The sequence below is a fragment of the Streptomyces sp. RLA123 genome, from assembly GCF_056270165.1.
The window spans coordinates 5,798,481-5,816,922 of sequence record NZ_JBWDOR010000003.1; the positions used below are offsets into that span (position 1 = coordinate 5,798,481).

The window sequence follows — 18,442 nt, forward strand, 5'->3', positions numbered from 1 at the left end:
ACGCCTCAGCTGTCCGGCTGCTCGATGACCTGGGCGAGGTACAGCGGCTCCCCGAGCTTCTCGATGAGTTCGAGCTGCGTGTCGAGGTAGTCGATGTGGTGCTCCTCGTCCGCGAGGATGTCCTCGAAGATGTTGGCCGAGGTGATGTCCCCCTTGGCCCGCATGACCTCGATGCCGCGCCGGAGCCGGTCGATCGCCTCCACCTCGACCTGGCGGTCGGCCTGGAACATCTCCGTGACGGTCTGTCCCACACGCACATGGAAGAGCCGCTGGTAGTTGGGCAGGCCATCCAGGAAGAGAATGCGGTCCGTCAGCACCTCGGCGTGCTTCATCTCGTCGAACGACTCGTGCCGCGTGTACTTGGCGAGCTTCGTCCAGCCGAAGTTCTCCTGCATCTTGGCGTGCAGGAAGTACTGGTTGATGGCGGTGAGCTCGCCCGTCAGCTGCTCGTTCAGGAACTCGATGACCTCGGGGTCGCCTTGCATGGCAAACCCGTCCTTTCCGGAGAAATCGACACGATGCGCGCATCCTCGCACCGTCGGGCGGGGGCGATCCAGTAAGTCCGCACTTACTCCGATAGACCGATTGGTCGGGATTGTTGGGATATGCCCCACACCTGGTCGGTAGCACTGCATCCGGTCTGTCACCATGGACGCATGGGTCAGTCCGAACGCCACGAAGGAGAGCTTCCTCCGGGGCAGCGGCTCCAGCGGGGCTGGCCGGTGACCCACTACGGTCCGGTGCCGAGGTTCAAGCCCGACCGGTGGGACTTCCAGGTCTTCGGTGCCACGGTGGACGGCGGCAAGCACGCCTGGAACCACGAGGAGTTCTCGGCGCTGCCGTACACGACGGTCATGGCCGATTTCCACTGCGTCACCAAGTTCAGCATGCTCGGCGTCGAGTGGGGTGGCGTCGCCGCCACCGAACTGCTGCGGCTCGCGCCGCCCGCCCCCGAGGTCACGCATGTGATGGTGTGGGCCGAGTACGGCTTCAGCTCCAACCTGCGGCTGTCGGACTTCGCCGCCGGCGGGTCCATATTCGCGACCCATCGCGGCGGCGAGCCGCTGACCGCCGAGCACGGCTTCCCGGCCCGGCTGGTCGTTCCCCACCTCTACGCCTGGAAGGGCCCCAAGTGGGTCAGGGGTGTGGAGTACATGACCGCCGACCGCCGCGGCTTCTGGGAGGAGCGCGGCTACCACAACGTCGGCGACCCCTGGTCGGAGCAGCGCTACTCGTACCAGGAGGAGCCCGGCGACGGGCCCGAGCTGTAGCCTCCCGCCCCGCTGCTCAGTGGTACCGGTGGACGACCGCGTGACCCTTGCCGCGGCCGAGCAGCCACTTGTTGACGGGCGTGGTGACCAGGAACGCCACCACGAAGGACAGCGCGAGACTGATCCAGAAGAGCGCGTCGGCGAGCGTCGCGTCCATGGCGCCGGGGAAGACCACGATCGTCGCGTTGTCGGCGAGCTCCATGAAGACGATCGAGACGGTGTCGGCGGCGAGCGCCACCCGCAGCGCGGTGCGGACGTCCACGCCGGCCCGCAGGACCGCGCGCATCGTGAGCGAGTAGCCGAAGACGAAGGCCAGCACGATGGCCAGGATCATGGTCGGCACGTTGTGCCAGCCGAGCGCGGTGCCGACGGCCATGCCGAGGATCTCGCCGATCGCGCAACCGGTCAGGCAGTGCAGTGTCGCCCGGACGGCGTCGGGCCAGCCCGAGGGCGCCGCGGGGTGGTGGTGCGCGGAGGTGGCGTGCGGTTCGTGTGCGTGCTCGATGTGCTGCATCGTGCGTCTCCCTCACCTGCGCGTCCGGTGGCGGGAATCCCGCCCGGCCGTCATGCAACAAGATACCCCCATGGGGTATTCCCGCACACGGGTGTCAGGCGTCCCGGAGCGCTTGGAGCGTGGCCACGTCCCGTGTCATCCCCGTCTTGTCCGGGCCGTCCGGCGTCTCCACGATCAGGGGGACCCCGGCGGCCGCGGGATGGCTGAACAGCTCCGCGAAGGCCGGAGCGCCGATGTGACCGGCGCCGATGTTCTCGTGACGGTCCTTGTGCGCGCCGACGACGTCCTTGGAGTCGTTGGCGTGGACCAGACGCAGCCGCCCCGGGCCGACCGTGGCGACCAGTTCGTCCAGTACGGCCTTCACACCGCCGGCCGCCGCCAGGTCGTGCCCGGCGGCGAAGACATGGCAGGTGTCCAGGCAGACCCCGAGGCGCGGATGGCGGTCGAGCGCGTCGAAGTACGGGCCCAGGTCCTCCACCAGGGCGCACAGCGAGAAGCCCTGCCCCGCCGTGGGTTCCAGCAGCAGCCAGGGGTCGTCCTCGTGCGTCAGCTCGTCCAGCAGCGGCAGCATTCGCTCCCGCACCTGCGCCAGAGCCGTCTCCCGGGCGCGTCCGCCGGTCGCGGACCCGGTGTGCACGACCGTGCCGAGCGCCCCGATCTCCCGGCCCCGGCGCAGCGAGTGCCGCAGGGAGACCACCGAGTGGTCGGCGGTGGCCGCGGTGTGCGAACCGAAGTTGATCAGGTAGGGGGCGTGGACATAGGCCGGGATCCCCTGCGCGGCGCAGTGCGCGCGGAACTGCTCGTCCTGCCGGGGATCACCCGCCGGGGTGGCCCAGCCGCGCGGGTTGGCGACGAAGACCTGCACGGCCTCCGCGCCCAGCCGTGCGGCCGCCGCGAGGCCCGTGGTGGCCAGGCCCCCGGCGACGGGCACGTGGGCGCCGACCGGGTTGCGCACGACGGCGGCCGTACGGGAACCGGTCAGCTCACCCACAGTGTGATCGTGCTCCCCTTCGGTGCCTCGCCGCCGCCGGCGGGCGACTGGTTGCTGACCTGGCCCGTGAAGAAGAAACGGATCACGCGCACGTCGAACCCGGCGGCCTTCAGCTCCTGGCGGGCCACGTCGGCGTCCTTGCCCCGGACGTCCGGGACCTCGATCATCTGCTGGCCTTTGGACACGGTCAGGGTGACCGTGTCGCCGGACGCCAGCTGCTGCCCGGCGTCCGAGCTCTGCGCGGCGACCCCGCCCTCGTCGGCCCGGTCGGAGAAGACCCGCTGCGCCGCGACCTTCACCCGCAGACCGGCCTCCTGCAACGCCCTGCGGGCGTCCTCCAGCGGCGCACCGACGACGTCGGGAACGTCCACCGGCGCGCCCTTGCTGACCACGAGCGCCACCGCGGAGTCGGGCTTGCGGGTCGTACCGCTGCCCGGGTCGGTGGAGATCACATCGCCGCGCGGGACCTCGCCACTGAACTCCTGGGTCACCCGGCCCGCCGTCAGGCCGGCGGAGGTCAGCTCCTCCCGGGCCCGGCCCAGTGACCTGCCCACCACATCCGGCACCTTCACCTGCTCCGGGCCCCTGGAAACGGTGATGGTGACCGTGCCGTCGTCGCGGATGCGCGTGCCCGGGCCGGGATCGGTGCCGCTGACCTCGCCCTTCGGCGTGGCCGCGTCGAACGCCTCGACCACCTCGACCTTGAGCCCGGCCGCCCGCAGCTGCTTCTCCGCCTCCGCCCGCGCCAGGTTCAGCACCGCGGGGGTCCTGGTGAACTGGCCGTCGTTGATGTACCAGACACCCGCGCCGATGCCGACGACGAGCAGCAGGGCGACCACCGCGGCGATCATGCCCGGCCGGGCCCGCAGCCTGGAGCCGCCGGCTGCCGCGTGCCCGCGGCCGGGGACGGGCTGCCGCCGCGTCGGCTCCGGCGGCATCTCCAGCCGCGTCGTGCGGTGCACCACGGAGGTCGCCTCCTCCGCCCCGGCCGGCGGCACGGGAGCGTGCGCCGTGGGCGGAGCGGCGTCCAGCTGCGCGGGGCTCAGGGCGGCGCGCGTCGTGTGCAGCCGGGCCAGCAGCTCCACCGCGTCCGCGGGACGCAGCGCGGGCCCCCGGGCCGCCGCGCTCGCCACGAGGTCGTCCAGCCGCGGCGCCAGTCCCGGCACAGTGGCCGAGGGCGCGGGGATGTCCTCGTTCAGATGCTGGTAGATCACCTGCATCGGCGTGCCGCCCGCCCGGGGCTTGCCGCCGGTGAGCATTTCGTAGAGCAGCACTCCGCAGGCGTACACGTCGCTGCGCGGGTCGGTCGTGCCGCTCTCGATCTGCTCCGGTGCCATATAGGACACGGTGCCCAGCACGACGCCGGTGGTCGAGGTCGTCGAGGTGTGCGCGTCCACGGCCCTGACCAGGCCGAAGTCCGCCACCTTCACCCGGCCGTCGTCGCCGATGAGGACGTTCTCCGGCTTCATGTCGCGGTGCACCAGGCCCGCCCGGTGCGCGGCGCCGAGGGCCGCCAGCACGGGCTCCAGGATGTCCAGCGCCGCACGGGGCGGCAGCGCGCCCCGGTCGCGCAGCAGGTCCCGGAGAGTGCAGCCGGCGATGTACTCCATCGCCAGGTACACATAGGTGCCGTCGGCACCCTGGTCGTAGATCTGCACCACATTGGCGTGGTCCAGCCGTGCCACGGACTTCGCCTCGCGGATGAAGCGCTCCACGAAGCCGGGCTCGGCCGCCAGCGCCGGGTGCATCACCTTCAGCGCGAGCACACGGTCCAGACGGGTGTCCAGCGCTCGGTAGACCGTCGCCATCCCGCCGACCGCGATCCGGGCTTCCACCCGGTAGCGGCCGTCGAGCGTGCGCCCGACCAGCGGGTCTTGAAGGGTCATATCCACAAACGTGCAGTTTACGGTGTTCGCCTTACCCGCTTGGGCTAACACGGCAACGTTGTGCCGCGGTCGTGCGGTACCGACACGAAACCGTGACGCGGTGCACCGGTCGCCCGCCGGACCACCGCACGTCACCCAGGGTGCGCCGGGCGCGGTGCCTCAGGCGCCGAAGGCCGGCCGCTCCGGGTCGAAGGCGGCGACGCCCTCGGACGGCGAGGAGGCCAGGGCGTGCCGTCGCCGCGGGATGCGGCCCGCACGGTGGGCGAGCCGGCCGGCCTCCACGGCGTGGCGCATGGCCTCGGCCATCAGCACCGGCTCCTGGGCCCGGGTGACCGCGGAGGCGAGCATGACGGCGGCGCACCCCAGCTCCATCGCGAAGGCGGCGTCGGACGCCGTGCCCGCACCCGCGTCGAGGATCACCGGCACGGCGGCCCGCTCCACGATCAGCTCGAAGTTGTGCGGGTTGCGGATGCCGAGGCCGGAGCCGATGGGAGAGCCCAGCGGCATGACCGCGGCGCAGCCGAGGTCCTCCAGCCGGCGGGCCAGCACCGGGTCGTCGCTGGTGTACGGCAGCACCGTGAAGCCGTCGTCGACCAGGGTCTCGGCCGCGTCCAGGAGCTCGACCGGATCGGGCAGCAGCGTGCGCTCGTCCGCGATCACCTCCAGCTTCACCCAGTCCGTGCCCAGCGCCTCCCGGGCCAGCCGGGCGGTGAGGACGGCCTCGCCCGCGGTCCGGCAGCCGGCGGTGTTGGGCAGGACGCGGACGCCTTGGCGGGCCAGCACCGACAGCACGGAGCCCTTGACCGTGGGATCGAGCCGCCGCATGGCGACCGTGGTGAGCTCGGTGCCGGAGGCGAGCAGCGCCTGCTCCAGCACCTCCAGGCTCGGCGCGCCCCCGGTCCCCATGATCAGACGGGAGCCGAAGGCCGTTCCGGCGATGGTCAGCGGGTCGTCGGCCATGTGCGGTCAGCCTCCCTGTACTGCGGTGAGGACCTCGACGCGGTCGCCGTCGCTCAGCGCGGTGGCGGGCCACTGCCCGCGCGGCACCACGGTCTCGTTGAGCGCGGCGGCGACACCGGAGGCGGCGGTGGTCAGCCCGGCGACCAGCCGGTCGAGGGTGAGACCGGGCGTCACCTCGTGCGGCTCGCCGTTGACGGAGACGGTCATCGCGGTCATACGTACTGCTCCTGGGGTGTGAAACGGCCGGGGGAGAAGGGGCGGGCCACCTCGGGCGGTTCCCCGCCCGTCAGCACCTCGGCCATCACGTCGCCGGTGAGCGGGGTGAGCAGCACGCCGTTGCGGTGGTGGCCGGTGGCCACGAGCAGGCCCTCCAGGGCGCTGCGGCCCAGCATCGGGGCGTTGTCGGGGGAGCCGGGCCGCAGTCCCGCGACCGTCTCCACCAGGGGCAGTTCCGTGAGGCCCGGCACCAGCTCGTGGGCGTCGCGCAGCAGCTCGTACACGCCGCCGGCCGTCACCGTGGTGTCCCAGCCCATCTCCTCGCTGGTGGCCCCGACGACCAGTTCGCCGTTCTCCCGCGGCACGAGGTAGACGTGCGCGCCGCGCACCACCGCCCGGACCGTGCGGGACAGGAAGGGCGCGTACGCCGCGGGCACCCGCAGCCGCAGGACCTGGCCCTTCACCGGGCGTACGGGTGGCAGCAGGCGCTCCGGCAGCCCGCCGATCAGGCCGCTGCGGCTCCCGGCGGCCAGCACGGTCTGCCCCGCGGCCAGCGCCGTTCCGTCGTCGAGCACGACGCCGCGCGCCCGGTCGCCGGCGACGTCCACGCCGGTCACCGCGGCGCGGCGGAACACCACCCCGGACAGTTCACAGGCCCGCAGCAGCGCCGCCACCAGCCGCCGCGGGTCGACCTGGTGGTCGCCGTCGACGCGCAGGCCGCCGCGCACGCCGGGCGCGAGCATCGGCTCCAGCCGACGGCACTCCCGGCCGCTCAGCCACTCCGCACGGAGCCCCAAGGAGGTCTGGAACGCGTGCAGTTCGCGCAGCTCGGCCCGGTCGTCGACGTCCAGGGCGACGGCGAGGGTGCCGCACGCCCGGTAGCCGAGGTCCAGGCCCGTGGTCTCCTCCAGCTCGGCCGCGAACGCCGGATAGCGGCGGATCGCGGCGAGGTTCAGGTCGAGCAGGGCCTGCTCGCCGTACTGCAGTTCGGTGACGGGGGCCAGCATCCCGGCTGCCACGAGGGCGGCGCCGCCGCCCGGATCGGGATCGGCGACGACCGTGCGCAATCCGCGCTGGGCCGCCCTCCAGGCGGTGACCAGTCCGATGATCCCGCCACCGATGACGACGACGTCGGACCTGTCATGACCTCGCACGATGTACCGCTCCTCCCTTCGCCGGCATGACCCGGATCAGGTTCGTACGGTCGGCGGCCGGCCAGCCGCCCTCTCAGCCCGGTGCGCCGGGCTCCCGCGAGTGCTTCGACCGCCACTTTAGTACGCACTCCTGGGAGCGAGTAGGGCGCCGCTACCGGGGCGCGCGCCGCGCGGCGTTACGGTGATCGCGTGACCAGCAGCAGCGAGCAGCGAGCCGTCGTCGTCGGGGCCGGGATGGCCGGGGTGCAGACCGCCGTGTCCCTGCGCGAGCAGGGGTGGGGCGGCACGATCACGCTGATCGGCGCGGAGCGGCATCCGCCCTACGACCGGCCCCCGCTGTCCAAGGGCGTCCTCTTCGGCGCCGACGAGGGTCCGGGCGCGCTGCTGGACGTGGACTTCGGCGGTATCGGCGTCGAGCTGCTCCTCGGCCGGCACGCGAGCGCGCTGCGCGCGGAGGAGCGCCGACTGCTCACGGACGCGGGCCCGGTGGAGTACGACAAGCTCGTCCTGGCCAGCGGCGCCGAACCGGTCACGCTGCCCGGCAGCGAGGGTGTGCCCGGCGTGCACGTACTGCGCACCCTGGACGACGCCGCCCGGCTGCGGCCCGTCCTGGAGGCGCGGAACACGGTCGTCGTGGTCGGCGCGGGCTGGATCGGCGCCGAGTTCGCCACCGCCGCCCGGCACGCGGGCTGTGCCGTGACCGTCGTCGAGGCCGCCGACCGGCCCCTGGCGGGTGTGCTGCCCGAGCGGATCGCCGACCGGATGCGCGGCTGGTACGCGGAGGCGGACGTCGCACTGCGCACGGGCGCCTCCGTCGCCGCGGTCGAGCCCGGCCTCGTGCGGCTCGCCGACGGCAGCGTGATCGCCGCGGAGGCCGTCGTCGTCGGCATCGGGGCCCGGCCGGCGACGGGATGGCTGGCCGGCTCCGGGGTCGACCTCGGCCCGGACCGGGCGGTACTCGCCGACGACCGGCTGCGCACCTCCGTGCCCGACGTGTACGCCGTCGGGGACTGCGCCTCCTTCCCCTCCGCCCGCTACGGGGAGCGGCTGCTCATCCATCACTGGGACAACGCGGTCCAGGGACCCCGCACCGCGGCCGCCAACATTCTGGGCGGCGACGAGGTCTACGACCCCGTCCCGTACTTCTGGTCCGAGCAGTTCGGGCGCTTCGTCCAGTACGCGGGACACCACGTCGACTCCGACGAGATGCTGCTGCGGGGCGACCCGGAGGGCCTCGCCTGGTCCGTGCTGTGGCTGCGCGGCGATGTGCTCGTCGCCCTGTTCGCGGTGGGCCGTCCGCGCGACCTGGCACAGGCCCGCAAGCTCATCGCCCGGGATGCCCGTCTCGACCGGACCCTGGTGGCCGACCCCGCGGTGCAGCTCCGGGCCGCCGTCCTGTGACGCTCCGGACGCGGCCGGACGGCCGGTCGGCCCGCCGTCGGCAGCACCTTCCGGAGCGCCCCGCGTGCCCCTGGTGGACGCCACGAGTACCGCGGTACGGGTCCGGGATGGCACGCTTGTCCTGTGACCGAGATCGACGCAAAGATTGATGCCCTCGTACCCTCCTGGCTGAACGTCCCCGACATCGCCGAGCAGCTCGACGTGGAGGTGACCCGGGTCCGCCAGCTGATCAAGGAAGGACAGCTCATCGCGGTGCGCCGCGGGGAGAACAGGGTGCTGATGGTCCCAGCCGACTTCATCGGCGACGGGAAGATCGTGAAGGGCCTCGCCGGCACGCTCAACCTGCTCAAGGACGACGGGTTCAGCGACGAGGAAGCCCTGGAGTGGCTGTTCACCCCCGACGAGAGCCTGCCCGGCACTCCGGTGCAGGCCCTGTGCGAGAACCGCGGGACCGAGGTGAAGCGCCGGGCCCAGGCGCTGGCCGTCTGAGCGGCCCCGCCCCTCCACCGCACCCACCGCGGGCGCTGCCCGTACCGTACGCACCGCAGCCAACGCTTGCACCGCACGTACTGCACGAACCGCATGTACTGCACGAAACGCACGAGCCGCACCTGAGGGGGACCCCACCGCATGAGCATCCGCGCGCGGCTCGCCGACGCCCGGCTCTACCTGTGCACCGACGCCCGCCGGCGCCAGGGAGGCATCGCGGAGTTCGCCGCCTTCGCGGACGCCGTGCTGGCCTCCGGGGTCGACGTCGTGCAGCTGCGCGACAAGGGCATCGAGGCCCGCGAGGAACTGGAGTACCTCGCGGTCCTCGGTGACGCGTGCCGGCGGCACGGGGCCCTCCTTGCGGTCAACGACCGCGCGGATGTGGCGCACGCGGCCGGTGCCGACGTCCTGCACCTGGGCCAGGGCGACCTGCCGGTCCCAGCCGCGCGGGCGATCCTCGGTTCCGGCGGGGACTCCCCGGTCGTCGGACGGTCCTGCCACTCCGAGTCCGAGGCGGCCGCGGCCGCCGTGGAGCCCGGTGCGGACTACTTCTGCACCGGGCCGGTGTGGCCCACCCCGACCAAGCCCGGCCGTCCCGCGCCGGGGCTCGGCCTCGTCCGGTACGCGGCGGGGCTCGGTACGGACCGGCCGTGGTTCGCGATCGGCGGCATCGACCTGGAGAACGTCGGGCAGGTGCTGGACGCGGGCGCCCGGCGGGTCGTCGTGGTCCGGGCCGTCACCGAGGCCGAGGACCCCGGCGCCGCCGCCTCCGAGCTGGCCAAACGGGTCCGCTCGTACACCGGCTGAGCGGCGCGCGCCGGCGTCCCGGACGGCGGGCGCCCCGTAGGGCGTGCCCGGCCTGTCCAGGGAGTGAACATTTCCCCGCGTCCTGTTGGGGCCCGCAGGCCCCCGCGGCTAGCCTGAGGCGCATGGCCCTCGGAACCGCTTCCACCAGGACTGATCACGCGGTCACCATTCGCGAACTGCTGGCCTCGGGGCAGCGCTCGTACTCCTTCGAGTTCATGGCACCGAGGACCGAGAAGGGCGAGCGGACGCTCTGGGACGCCATCCGCCGCATCGAGGCGGTCGGCCCCACCTTTGTCTCCGTCACCTACGGCGCGGGCGGCACCTCCCGCTCCGGCACCGTCCGGGCGACCGAGCGCATCGCCTCCGACACGACCCTCACCCCCGTGGCGCATCTGACCGCGGTCGACCACTCCGTCGCCGAGCTGCGCAACATCATCGGCCAGTACGCCGACGCCGGGATCCGCAACATGCTCGCGCTGCGCGGCGACCCGCCCGGCGACCCGCTCGGGGAGTGGCAGCGGCACCCCGAGGGCGTGGACTACGCCTACGAACTCGTCCGGCTCATCAAGGAGTCGGGCGACTTCTGCGTCGGTGTCGCGGCCTTCACGGAGATGCACCCGCGCTCGACCGACTGGGAGAGTGATACGCGTCACTTCATCGCGAAGTGCCGTGCGGGCGCCGACTACGCCATCACCCAGATGTTCTTCGACGCCGAGGACTACCTGCGGCTGCGTGACCGGGTCGGGAAGGGCGGTTGCGAGACGCCGATCATCCCGGAGATCATGCCGGTCACGAACGTGCGCCAGATCGAGCGCTTCGCGCAGCTGGGCAACGCGCCTTTCCCGCCGGAGCTCGCGGACCGTATCCTCGCGGTCAAGGACGATCCGGCCGCGGTGCGGGCGATCGGGGTCGAGTACGCGACGGAGATGTGTCGGCGGCTGATGGCCGAGGACATTCCCGGACTGCACTTCATTACCCTTAATCACTCCACGGCGTCGTTGGAAATCTACGAGAATCTGGGACTGCACCAGAGGCCGTGAGGGCGGAGCCGCCGCCCCGGTGGGCCGACGACGGTGAACGGTGAGGAAGTGCTCTCATGGCCTACACAGTGCTCTACATCGCCTTCGGGGTGGTCGCGCTGTGGCTGCTCGGCGAAGTACTGCTCCAGTACAAGGCCCGGCTGAGGTGGCGGCTGCTCGCCTTCGGGGGATTCATGGGCGTCGTCCTCGGCGTCTACATGCCGTCCGTCGTCGTGATCGTGCTGGGCGCCTTGGCCTTCGGCACCGGCCAGACCTTCGTCACGCTCTCCTACCGGCGGGGCTTCGTCGAGGGCTGGGCCCTCAACGTCCCCAAGGGTGACGACCCCGACAGCGACGACACCGATGCCGCCGACGACGCTGCCGAGCCCGCGCCGGCCTCGCGCCGCGCCGGCGGACGCCGCGGCCGGGGCGCGCGCGGCGAGGCCTCGGAGGCTCACGAGGGCTACGCCGCCGAGCCCGTGACGCAGGGTCCGGCCGAGGAGCACGGCGCCGGTGTCCCGGACGGCGCGGCAGTCGGGCAGTCGTACGACGCATACGCCGGTCCCCAGGGGGGCGGCCAGGCGCCGCAGGCGCCCGGCATGGACTCCACGCAGGTCTACCAGCCCATGCCCCTGCACGAGGACAGCGGCGAGTACCCGGCGTACAACGCGCAGCCCGGCCACACCCCCGACCCCTACACCAGCGGCGGTTACGAGGGCTACGGCACCACCGGCTACGGCGACTGGAACAACGGGGCGCAGCAGCAGCCCGCCGCGGCCTCGTACGACGCGTACGGCCAGCCGCAGCAGACCGGCGGCTGGGAGACCCAGCAGGCCTACGGCAACTACGGCGGCGGCTACCAGGACCCCTACCAGCAGGGGCAGGGCACCGGCGCCCCGCAGCAGGGATACGGCTACGACACGCCCGCGGGCGGTGTCTGGGTGCCGCAGCAGGGCGGCGAGCAGCAGCCGTACATCCCGCAGCAGCAGAACTCCTACGACCAGCAGCAGCAACAGCAGCAGCCCCCGCACGAGCAGCAGGGCCAGCAGGGCCAGCAGGGCCAGAATCAGGGTCAGTACGACCCGTACAACGACCCCTACCGCTACAACTAGCGGCTGCCGCCGGGACCGCCCACGATCAGGTCGGCGGTGATGGCGCCGGACATGCCGGTGTGCGCGAGCCCGCCGCCGGGATGGGACCAGCCGCCGACGAGGTGGAGGCCGCGCACCGGGGTGCGGTTGCCGGGGTGAAGATGCGCCCCGTCGGCGCCGGCGAGGGCGGGACGGGGGAGCCGTCCGCCCGGGAGCCCCGTCTCGTGCTCGGTGTCGGCCGGGGTGTGCACCTCGCGCCACAGCAGGCGGTCCGCGAGGTCCGGCAGGGCGGCCGAGGCCGCGGCCAGCGCCGCGTCCGCGTAACGGTCCGCGAGGCCGGGGGCGTTCCAGTCCGGGCCGCCGGCGCCCTGCGGGGGCACGGTCGCGCTGACGGTGATCGCCTCCGAACGGTCGTCGGGGCGCAGGGTGTCGTCGTCGGGCCGCAGCACTGTGACGGTCATCCGCTCGTGGAACTCCCCCCGGGCCAGGGCCGCCGCCTCCGCCGTCTGGTCGGGGGCGTGGACGACCGTGCGGTGCGCGGTGCCCTCGGGCCGGGCACCGCGCAGCGCGAGGCACACCGTCAGCCGGCCGGGTCCCTCGCCGTCCAGGCCGGGCGGAACGGCTTCCCCGGGGCCGGGCAGCAGCGCCGACAGCACCCGGGGCGCGATGCCCGCGACGACCTGGTCGGCCTCCACCTTGGTGCCGTCGGCGAGTTCGAGCCCGGCGGCACGGCCGTCCTTCTCCACGACGGCCGTCACGTCCGCGCAGAAGTGGAACTCCACACGCCGTTCCAGGCAGCGTTCGTACACGGCGTCCGCCAGCGCGCGCATGCCGCCGCGCACATACCAGGAGCCGAAGGTCTGCTCGATGTACGGCAGCACGGCGGCGGCGGCCGGGGCCGTCCGCGGGTCGAAGCCGTGGGCGAGGGCGTAGGAGCCGAGCAGAGCGGCGAGCCGCGGATCGCGCAGTTCGCGCGCGGCGGTCTCGGCCAGCGTCGGTGCCCCCCGCCGGAACATGCCGCGGCGGACCGCTGCCGCCGGGTACGGGTCACGGCCGAGGACGGCCGGGCCGGCGGCGAGCGCGTCCTCCAGCAGGGGCCTGCGGGTGGCGTCCCACACGTCGCGGGCGCGCACCAGCAGCTCGCTCCAGCGCTCGCCCGCGCCCTCGCCCAGGGCGGCGTCCAGCGCGGCCACCACACCGCCGCGCGACGCGTTCGGCAGCACCACGTCCGTGCCGTCCGCGAAGAGATGCCGGGCGGCGGGCTCCACCTGGGACAGCGCGACGCTCTGCTCCAGGCTCTTCTTGCCCGTCTTCAGGAACAGGTCGCGGTAGACCGCGGGGAGGTGCAGCAGACCGGGCCCGGTGTCGAAGCCGAAGCCGTCGCGCCCGTACCGGCGGACGGCGCCGCCGTGCGTGTCCACGCGCTCGTACACCGCCACCCGGTGCCCGCCCGTGGCGAGCCGGGCGGCGGCCGCCATGGCGCCCATACCCGCGCCGATCACCGCAATCCGTGCCATGCGCAGGACCCTATCCCCACCCGCTGAGAGCCCCGTGGCCGGACCGGCGCTGACGGCGGCGCTCCCTCCAGCGGCGCCAGTAGCGGCGGATCCGGGACATCACGAAGAACACCGTCATGGTGCCGAGCGCGAGCAGCGTCGCCGCGACGACCGCCGCGGGGACCGGATGGAACAGCGCGAGCACGATGACCCCGGAGACGCCGATGTCCTCGGCGAGACTGACCACGATGTTGCTCGCGGGCTCCGGCGAGGTGTTGACCCCCATCCGCAGGCCCGCCTTCACCAGATGGCTGACCAGGGCCGTCGTGCCGCCGACCGCCCCGGCCGCCAGCTCCGGCAGCGAGCCGTTGTGACCCGCAAGCAGGGCGGCCACGACGGCGCCCGCGACGGGACGGATCGCCGTGTGGACGGCGTCCCACGCCGTGTCGACGTAGGGGATCTTGTCCGCCACCGCCTCGCACAGGAAGAGCACGCCCGCCACGACCAGCACGTCCGTGCGCTCCAGTGCCGGGGGCACCTCGTCGCTGATCCCGGTGGCGCCCATGAGACCGAGCAGGAAGACCACGGCATAGGCGTTGATCCCGCTCGCCCAGCCGCTGGTGAATACGAGCGGAAGAACCGACATGGGCGCTGATGCTAGCGAAGCCGCGCGCGGGGCTTTGAGCGGTACCGCCCAGTAGTGAGTATCCGTACCTAGACGCGCACTTGAGTACGCGCGCGGATGAGAGGGACCCCGCCGGGACGCCAAGCTGGTGTCAACGGACGGGCAAGGCGCCGGGACCGCCGGCACGGGGCGGCGGAACGGCGCGGCGCCCGCCCGGGAACGGGGGCACCACGGGGAAGCGTGGCCCCGGTCCGACCCGGCGGGGGACCGGGTCGCACCGGGGTGACGCGCTCCCGTTTTCCGCTTCTAAGCGCGGGCCCGGCCCGCGACCCTGCCCTGCAACAGCCGGGACAGGGCGGCGTGCACGTCGTCGATCGACCTCTCCGGCTGGAACGACAGCCAGTCCAGCGCCGCCACCAGCACCATCCCGAACAGGGCGGCGGCCGTCAGCGGCACATCGATCTCGTCGCTCAACTCGCCCGCGTCCACGGCCGCCTGAAGCGTCCGCTCCACGACGGCCACTGCCTCCTTGCGCAGCACCATGAGCGTGTCCTGCCACGCCCGGTTGGTGCGCCACAACTCGGCCACGTACAGCTGCGTGAACGACGGGTACTCCGCGATGAAGGCCAGACCCGCGCGGATCATCGCGTCGATCGCGCCCACATGGGTGCCGCCGCGGGCGGTGACGGTGTCGCCCGCCTCCTTCAGGGAGGTGGTGAGCAGGCCGACGCCGTGCCGTAGCAGCTCCTCGAAAAGCTCGTTCTTGCTCGCGAAGTTGTAGTAGACCGTGCCCTTGGCCACGCCGGCGCGCTCGGCGATCTCGTCCACCGTGGTGGCGGAGAAGCCCTGCTCGGCGATGAGGGTGACCGCGGCCTGGTAGAGCTTCTGCCGGGTGGCCTGCCGTCGTGCACTGTTCATGACGTCGATTGTCTCCGGCCGCGCCGCCCCGGCGTCACAGGGACAGCTCCGGGTGCAGCCGGGCCGGCGTCCAGACCTGCTTGCGGCGCGCCGACCACGCGGTGAGCGCAAGCGCGCCCGCGGTGAAGGCCGCCAGCACCAGGCAGGCCCGCCACACCGGCCACAGGCCGCCGCCCGTGATGAGATGCCGCAGTCCCTCGACGACGTAGCTCATCGGCAGGAACGGGTGGACGGCGTTGAAGAAGCCCGGGCTGGTCTGCACGGGGTAGGTGCCGCCGGCCGAGGTCAACTGGAGCATGAGCAACGCCAGCACCAGGACGCGGCCCGCCGGGCCGAAGCGGGCGTTGAGCCACTGCACGATCGCGCCGAAGCAGGCGGTCACCAGCGCCAGGAAGCCGATCGTGCCCGCGGCGCGGGCCATGTGGAGACCGACGGCCCAGTGCAGCACCGCCATGAGCGCGACCGTCTGCAGGACGCCGACGGCGACGACCGGCAACCAGCCCGCCACCGCGATGCGCCACGCGGGGGCGCCCGCCGCCATGGCGCGCTTGCTCAGCGGCGGCAGCAGCATGTACGCCACCATGGCGCCCACCCAGAGGGACAGCGGGATGAAGTACGGGGCGAAACCGGTGCCGTAGTTGGGCGCCTTGTGCAGCGCGCCGGACGCCAGCCGCACCGGGTCGGCCATCACCTTGGTGCGGTCGTCGCGCTCCGCGGTGCCGTAGTCGGGGATCCGCGCGGCGCCGTCGTGGAGGCCGTCGGCGAGCTGCCCGCTGCCGTCGGTGAGCCGGGTCAGGCCGCTGGTGAGGCGGTTGCTGCCGTCCGACAGCCGGTACATGCCGCCGGCCAGGCCGTTCGCGCCGGAGGACAGTTCGGTCAGTCCGCTGTCGAGGCTGCCGGCGCCCGCCGTGGCGGTGTGCAGACCGTTCGAGACCTTCCTGGCGCCGTCGTTGAGTTCGTTGACGCTGTCGACCGCGCTGTGCAGCCGGCCGGCCAGGTGCGGGTCGGACAGGTCGGTGGCGACCGTGTGCAGCGTGCCCAGGTCGCCGCGGAGGTCGTCCAGCTGCGCGTCGTGGGTGCGCACATAGGTGTCGAGCCGGCCGGCGATCCGCACCACCTCGTCCGCGGCGTCCCCGGCCTTGTCCAGCGCCTGGCACTCGGGGGTGACGGCGCCGAGCGGGCACTGCTGCGCAGAGACGACGTGCATCTCGGCCGCGGCTGCCTTGGCGTCGGTGACGGCGCGCCCCGCCTGCCCCGGAAGGTCGCCGAGACCGTCCTTCGCCGCCTGGGATCCCTGCGCGACCAGCCGCGCCACCGCGTTGATCTCCTTGATGTGCTTCTTGACGAAGGCGAGTTCGTCGGACGCGCCGTTGACCTTGTCGGCGAGCGTCTGGGTGCCCGCCGCGACGCGGCCGGCGCCGGTGTCCAGCGTGTCCAGCCCGGTGGCGAGAGCGTGGCTGCCCTTCTTCGCGTCGCGCAGGCCGTCCGCCAGCCGCCGTGCCCCGTCCTCGGCGCTGCTGATGCCGTCACCGAGTTCCTCGGAGCCCGTCCGGGCCGAACCGGCTCCCTTGGTGACGTCGTCCGCGCCGTCTGCCGCCTTCACCGTCCGGTCGTGGAGGTCGGAGAAGGAGACGAAGATCTTGTCGTAGAAGCCGCGCGACGCCTTGGTGGAGGCGGCGGAGCGCACCTCGGAGAAGACCGTGCGGGAGATCTGGCCGACGATGTAGTTGTTGGCGTCGTTCGTGCGCACATGGAGGGCGCCGGTCTCGGGCCGCCGGCCCGCGCTGGAGCCGATACGGGCGCTGAAGTCGGACGGGACGGTCAGCGAGAGGTAGTAGGTGCCGTCCTCGACACCCCTGGCGGCCTCGGCGGCGGTGGTCTCGTGCCAGTCGAAGGTGTCGCTGCCGCGCAGCCCTTCGGCGATGGAGTCGCCCGCGGCGAGCCGGTGACCGTCCACGGTGGCGCCTTTGTCGGCGTTCACCAGGGCGACCGGGATCTTGTCCAGCCGCCCGTAGGGGTCCCAGAACGACCACAGGTACAAGGCGCCGTAGAGCAGCGGCAGAAGCAGCAGCGCCGCCATGGCCGCGCGGGGCAGCCGCCCCCTGCCGAACCTCCTCAACTCAAGCGCTGCCAGCCTCGGCGTGCGCATCCGCCGCCCCCTTCTCGCTCGTGGTGCCGGCGCTCCCACCGGTCCCGGTCTTGGTCTTGTCGCCGGTCGCACTCGTGGTGCCGGTCGCCGCCGCGGGTGCCCCCGTACGGACCACGACGGCGTCCTCGGGCGCCTGCGTGCAGACCGCAAGCACCGTGGTGCCGCCCGCGGCGATGCCGCGCAGCATCGCCCACGCCTGGTCGCGTTCGGCCGGGCCCAGCTTGTGGTCGGTGTCGTCGACGGCCAGGATCTCGGGGCGGCCGAGCAGCGCGAGCGCGGTGCCCAGACGCAGGGCCTCCAGCCGTTCCAGGTCGCGGGCGGCGGTGCGTTCGGCCTTGGGCAGCGTGGCCGGATCCAGCCCGGCCGCCTCCAGCGCCTCCGCGACACGCCGCCGTCCCGCCGCCTCCCGCTCCGCGCGGGGTCGCGCCAGTCCGCGCAGCGAGTCGCCGAAGCGCCTTTGCAGCAGGACCCGTTCGCGCAGGTGCTCGCCCACGGTGAGCGCAGGGTCCAGTTCGCAGACCCCGTCGACGGGGCCGAGGGCGGCGACCCGCCGGACGGCGGCGAGCTGACGGGGCAGCCGGTGCCCGGCCACCTCGGCGTGTCCCTCGCCGGCGCGCATGCGCCCGGTCAGCGCGAGCAGCAGACAGGTGCGGCCGGATCCCGAGGCTCCCTCGACGGCGATCAGACTGCCCGCCGGTGCCGTGAAGGTGATGTCCCGGAACGCCCAGCCCCTGGGCCCCTTGAGCCCGAACCCTTCCGCGGTGATCACTCGCCCGCCCCCGTCCTCGTCCGCGCATAAAATTGAACTGACCAGTCAGTGCAAAAACTTTAGCGTACTTCGCCGCCCCTCACCGAACCCGCAGGTCAGGGCGATTGTCAGAGGTGTGCTTCACGATGAGTTGCGAAAGCCAGGAACTGTCGGACACGTCATACGAAGACAGGAGGTACGTGATGACCGCGCCAGCTCGCAGGACCGCCGCCGGCAGCGGCGCCACCGACGTCCATCCCGTGCTGCGCAGGGCGGGTGCCCCGGCGGCCGCGCTCGATCTGCTCGCCCAGGCCGCCCGGGGGCTCGGGGAGGCCGTCCTACTGGAGACCGCCAACGACCGCTACACCACCGCCCATTTGGCCGCACTGCGCACCGCGGCCGCCGTGCTCGCCGTGCGCGGCCGCCCGGAGCCGACGAAGCGGCGCCGGCAGCGCATCCGCAGCGCGTGGGAGGTGCTGCCCGAGGTCGCGCCCGAACTGGCCGAGTGGAGCGCCCTGTTCGAGGCGGGTGCGAGACGCCGGGCCCTGGCCGAGGCCGGCATACAGGGCGCCGTCACCCGGCGGGACGCCGACGATCTGGTCCGCGCCACCGGGATGTTCCTGCGGCTCGTGGAGCGGATGCTCGCGCTGCAGCCCGCCCTGCCGCGGCAGCAGGTGGACCGCCCGGCTTGATCGGGAGGCTTCGCG

At 73.1% G+C, this 18,442-nt stretch carries 19 protein-coding genes and 1 riboswitch; of the genes, 7 read left to right on the forward strand and 12 right to left on the reverse strand.

The genetic code is table 11. The features are described 5' to 3' along the window. Positions 1–5: 5 nt before the first annotated feature. Positions 6–485 carry a bacterioferritin gene (bfr, locus tag RV983_RS26460; protein ID WP_475988219.1) on the reverse strand — a complete coding sequence of 160 codons (480 nt, stop codon included), beginning with the start codon at positions 483–485 and terminating at the stop codon, positions 6–8. A gap of 171 nt (positions 486–656) precedes the next feature. On the opposite strand from bfr, the gene RV983_RS26465 reads away from it, so the two are divergent. Further along, positions 657–1,271 (forward strand): sulfite oxidase-like oxidoreductase, encoded by a 615-nt coding sequence (locus RV983_RS26465; protein WP_475988220.1) that lies wholly within the window; start codon positions 657–659, stop codon positions 1,269–1,271. A gap of 16 nt (positions 1,272–1,287) precedes the next feature. Here RV983_RS26465 and RV983_RS26470 read toward each other — a convergent pair whose 3' ends face one another. From RV983_RS26470 to thiO, 6 genes are all read right to left on the reverse strand, one after another. Beyond that, positions 1,288–1,785, reverse strand: coding sequence for a DUF4396 domain-containing protein (locus RV983_RS26470; RefSeq protein WP_475988221.1), 498 nt, complete (start codon positions 1,783–1,785; stop codon positions 1,288–1,290). A gap of 94 nt (positions 1,786–1,879) precedes the next feature. Continuing rightward, positions 1,880–2,740 (reverse strand): deoxyribonuclease IV, encoded by an 861-nt coding sequence (locus RV983_RS26475; protein WP_475990464.1) that lies wholly within the window; start codon positions 2,738–2,740, stop codon positions 1,880–1,882. Positions 2,741–2,763: 23 nt separating this feature from the next. Then, entirely contained in the window at positions 2,764–4,662 is a 1,899-nt protein-coding gene (gene pknB, locus RV983_RS26480) for a Stk1 family PASTA domain-containing Ser/Thr kinase (RefSeq protein ID WP_475988222.1), read from the reverse strand. A gap of 159 nt (positions 4,663–4,821) precedes the next feature. Continuing rightward, a complete protein-coding gene (locus tag RV983_RS26485) occupies positions 4,822–5,622 on the reverse strand; it encodes a thiazole synthase (protein ID WP_475988223.1) in 801 nt (266 codons plus the stop codon). Positions 5,623–5,628: 6 nt separating this feature from the next. Next, positions 5,629–5,829: a sulfur carrier protein ThiS gene (thiS, locus tag RV983_RS26490; RefSeq protein ID WP_475990465.1), complete on the reverse strand. Its 201-nt coding sequence runs from the start codon at positions 5,827–5,829 to the stop codon at positions 5,629–5,631. A 5-nt stretch (positions 5,830–5,834) separates the two neighbouring features. After that, positions 5,835–6,992: a glycine oxidase ThiO gene (thiO, locus tag RV983_RS26495; RefSeq protein ID WP_475988224.1), complete on the reverse strand. Its 1,158-nt coding sequence runs from the start codon at positions 6,990–6,992 to the stop codon at positions 5,835–5,837. Then, positions 6,988–7,100, reverse strand: a riboswitch (TPP riboswitch). Its footprint overlaps the gene before it by 5 nt. Positions 7,101–7,181: 81 nt before the next feature. Between thiO and RV983_RS26500 the strand changes: the two genes are divergently transcribed. The 5 genes from RV983_RS26500 to RV983_RS26520 all read left to right on the forward strand — a co-directional run bounded on the left by RV983_RS26500 (position 7,182) and on the right by RV983_RS26520 (position 11,820). Further along, positions 7,182–8,393: an NAD(P)/FAD-dependent oxidoreductase gene (locus RV983_RS26500; RefSeq protein ID WP_475988225.1), complete on the forward strand. Its 1,212-nt coding sequence runs from the start codon at positions 7,182–7,184 to the stop codon at positions 8,391–8,393. Between the two features lie 123 nt (positions 8,394–8,516). Beyond that, complete coding sequence (locus RV983_RS26505) at positions 8,517–8,882, forward strand: Rv2175c family DNA-binding protein (protein WP_475988226.1); 366 nt, start codon at positions 8,517–8,519, stop codon at positions 8,880–8,882. Between the two features lie 141 nt (positions 8,883–9,023). Further along, on the forward strand, positions 9,024–9,689 hold the full coding sequence (thiE, locus tag RV983_RS26510; RefSeq protein ID WP_475988227.1) for a thiamine phosphate synthase: 666 nt from the start codon (positions 9,024–9,026) through the stop codon (positions 9,687–9,689). A 122-nt stretch (positions 9,690–9,811) separates the two neighbouring features. Further along, positions 9,812–10,729: a methylenetetrahydrofolate reductase [NAD(P)H] gene (gene metF, locus RV983_RS26515; RefSeq protein ID WP_475988228.1), complete on the forward strand. Its 918-nt coding sequence runs from the start codon at positions 9,812–9,814 to the stop codon at positions 10,727–10,729. Positions 10,730–10,785: 56 nt separating this feature from the next. After that, entirely contained in the window at positions 10,786–11,820 is a 1,035-nt protein-coding gene (locus tag RV983_RS26520; RefSeq protein WP_475988229.1) for a hypothetical protein, read from the forward strand. Here the strand turns inward: RV983_RS26520 and RV983_RS26525 are convergent. The 5 genes from RV983_RS26525 to RV983_RS26545 form a co-directional block, all read right to left on the reverse strand. Continuing rightward, on the reverse strand, positions 11,817–13,316 hold the full coding sequence (locus tag RV983_RS26525; RefSeq protein WP_475988230.1) for a phytoene desaturase family protein: 1,500 nt from the start codon (positions 13,314–13,316) through the stop codon (positions 11,817–11,819). The genes RV983_RS26520 and RV983_RS26525 overlap by 4 nt on opposite strands. A 10-nt stretch (positions 13,317–13,326) precedes the next feature. Continuing rightward, complete coding sequence (locus RV983_RS26530; RefSeq protein WP_475988231.1) at positions 13,327–13,941, reverse strand: DUF4126 domain-containing protein; 615 nt, start codon at positions 13,939–13,941, stop codon at positions 13,327–13,329. A 285-nt stretch (positions 13,942–14,226) separates the two neighbouring features. After that, complete coding sequence (locus tag RV983_RS26535; protein WP_475988232.1) at positions 14,227–14,838, reverse strand: TetR/AcrR family transcriptional regulator; 612 nt, start codon at positions 14,836–14,838, stop codon at positions 14,227–14,229. Positions 14,839–14,872: 34 nt separating this feature from the next. After that, positions 14,873–16,987: a YhgE/Pip family protein gene (locus RV983_RS26540; protein ID WP_475988233.1), complete on the reverse strand. Its 2,115-nt coding sequence runs from the start codon at positions 16,985–16,987 to the stop codon at positions 14,873–14,875. After that, positions 16,959–17,756, reverse strand: a complete 798-nt coding sequence (locus RV983_RS26545) for an ATP-binding cassette domain-containing protein (protein WP_475988234.1) — start codon at positions 17,754–17,756, stop codon at positions 16,959–16,961. Before RV983_RS26545 ends, RV983_RS26540 begins: the two co-directional genes overlap by 29 nt. A 182-nt stretch (positions 17,757–17,938) precedes the next feature. Between RV983_RS26545 and RV983_RS26550 the strand changes: the two genes are divergently transcribed. Beyond that, positions 17,939–18,427, forward strand: a complete 489-nt coding sequence (locus tag RV983_RS26550) for an SAV_6107 family HEPN domain-containing protein (protein WP_475988235.1) — start codon at positions 17,939–17,941, stop codon at positions 18,425–18,427. The last annotated feature ends 15 nt before the right edge of the window (positions 18,428–18,442 follow it).

Coding starts and splice junctions, on each gene's coding strand:
- bfr (WP_475988219.1), bottom strand. CDS start 485: ATGCAAGGCGACCCCGAGGTCATCGAGTTCCTGAACGAGCAGCTGACG.
- RV983_RS26465 (WP_475988220.1), top strand. CDS start 657: ATGGGTCAGTCCGAACGCCACGAAGGAGAGCTTCCTCCGGGGCAGCGG.
- RV983_RS26470 (WP_475988221.1), bottom strand. CDS start 1,785: ATGCAGCACATCGAGCACGCACACGAACCGCACGCCACCTCCGCGCAC.
- pknB (WP_475988222.1), bottom strand. CDS start 4,662: ATGACCCTTCAAGACCCGCTGGTCGGGCGCACGCTCGACGGCCGCTAC.
- RV983_RS26485 (WP_475988223.1), bottom strand. CDS start 5,622: ATGGCCGACGACCCGCTGACCATCGCCGGAACGGCCTTCGGCTCCCGT.
- thiS (WP_475990465.1), bottom strand. CDS start 5,829: ATGACCGTCTCCGTCAACGGCGAGCCGCACGAGGTGACGCCCGGTCTC.
- thiE (WP_475988227.1), top strand. CDS start 9,024: ATGAGCATCCGCGCGCGGCTCGCCGACGCCCGGCTCTACCTGTGCACC.
- metF (WP_475988228.1), top strand. CDS start 9,812: ATGGCCCTCGGAACCGCTTCCACCAGGACTGATCACGCGGTCACCATT.
- RV983_RS26520 (WP_475988229.1), top strand. CDS start 10,786: ATGGCCTACACAGTGCTCTACATCGCCTTCGGGGTGGTCGCGCTGTGG.
- RV983_RS26525 (WP_475988230.1), bottom strand. CDS start 13,316: ATGGCACGGATTGCGGTGATCGGCGCGGGTATGGGCGCCATGGCGGCC.
- RV983_RS26530 (WP_475988231.1), bottom strand. CDS start 13,941: ATGTCGGTTCTTCCGCTCGTATTCACCAGCGGCTGGGCGAGCGGGATC.
- RV983_RS26535 (WP_475988232.1), bottom strand. CDS start 14,838: ATGAACAGTGCACGACGGCAGGCCACCCGGCAGAAGCTCTACCAGGCC.
- RV983_RS26540 (WP_475988233.1), bottom strand. CDS start 16,987: ATGCGCACGCCGAGGCTGGCAGCGCTTGAGTTGAGGAGGTTCGGCAGG.
- RV983_RS26550 (WP_475988235.1), top strand. CDS start 17,939: ATGACCGCGCCAGCTCGCAGGACCGCCGCCGGCAGCGGCGCCACCGAC.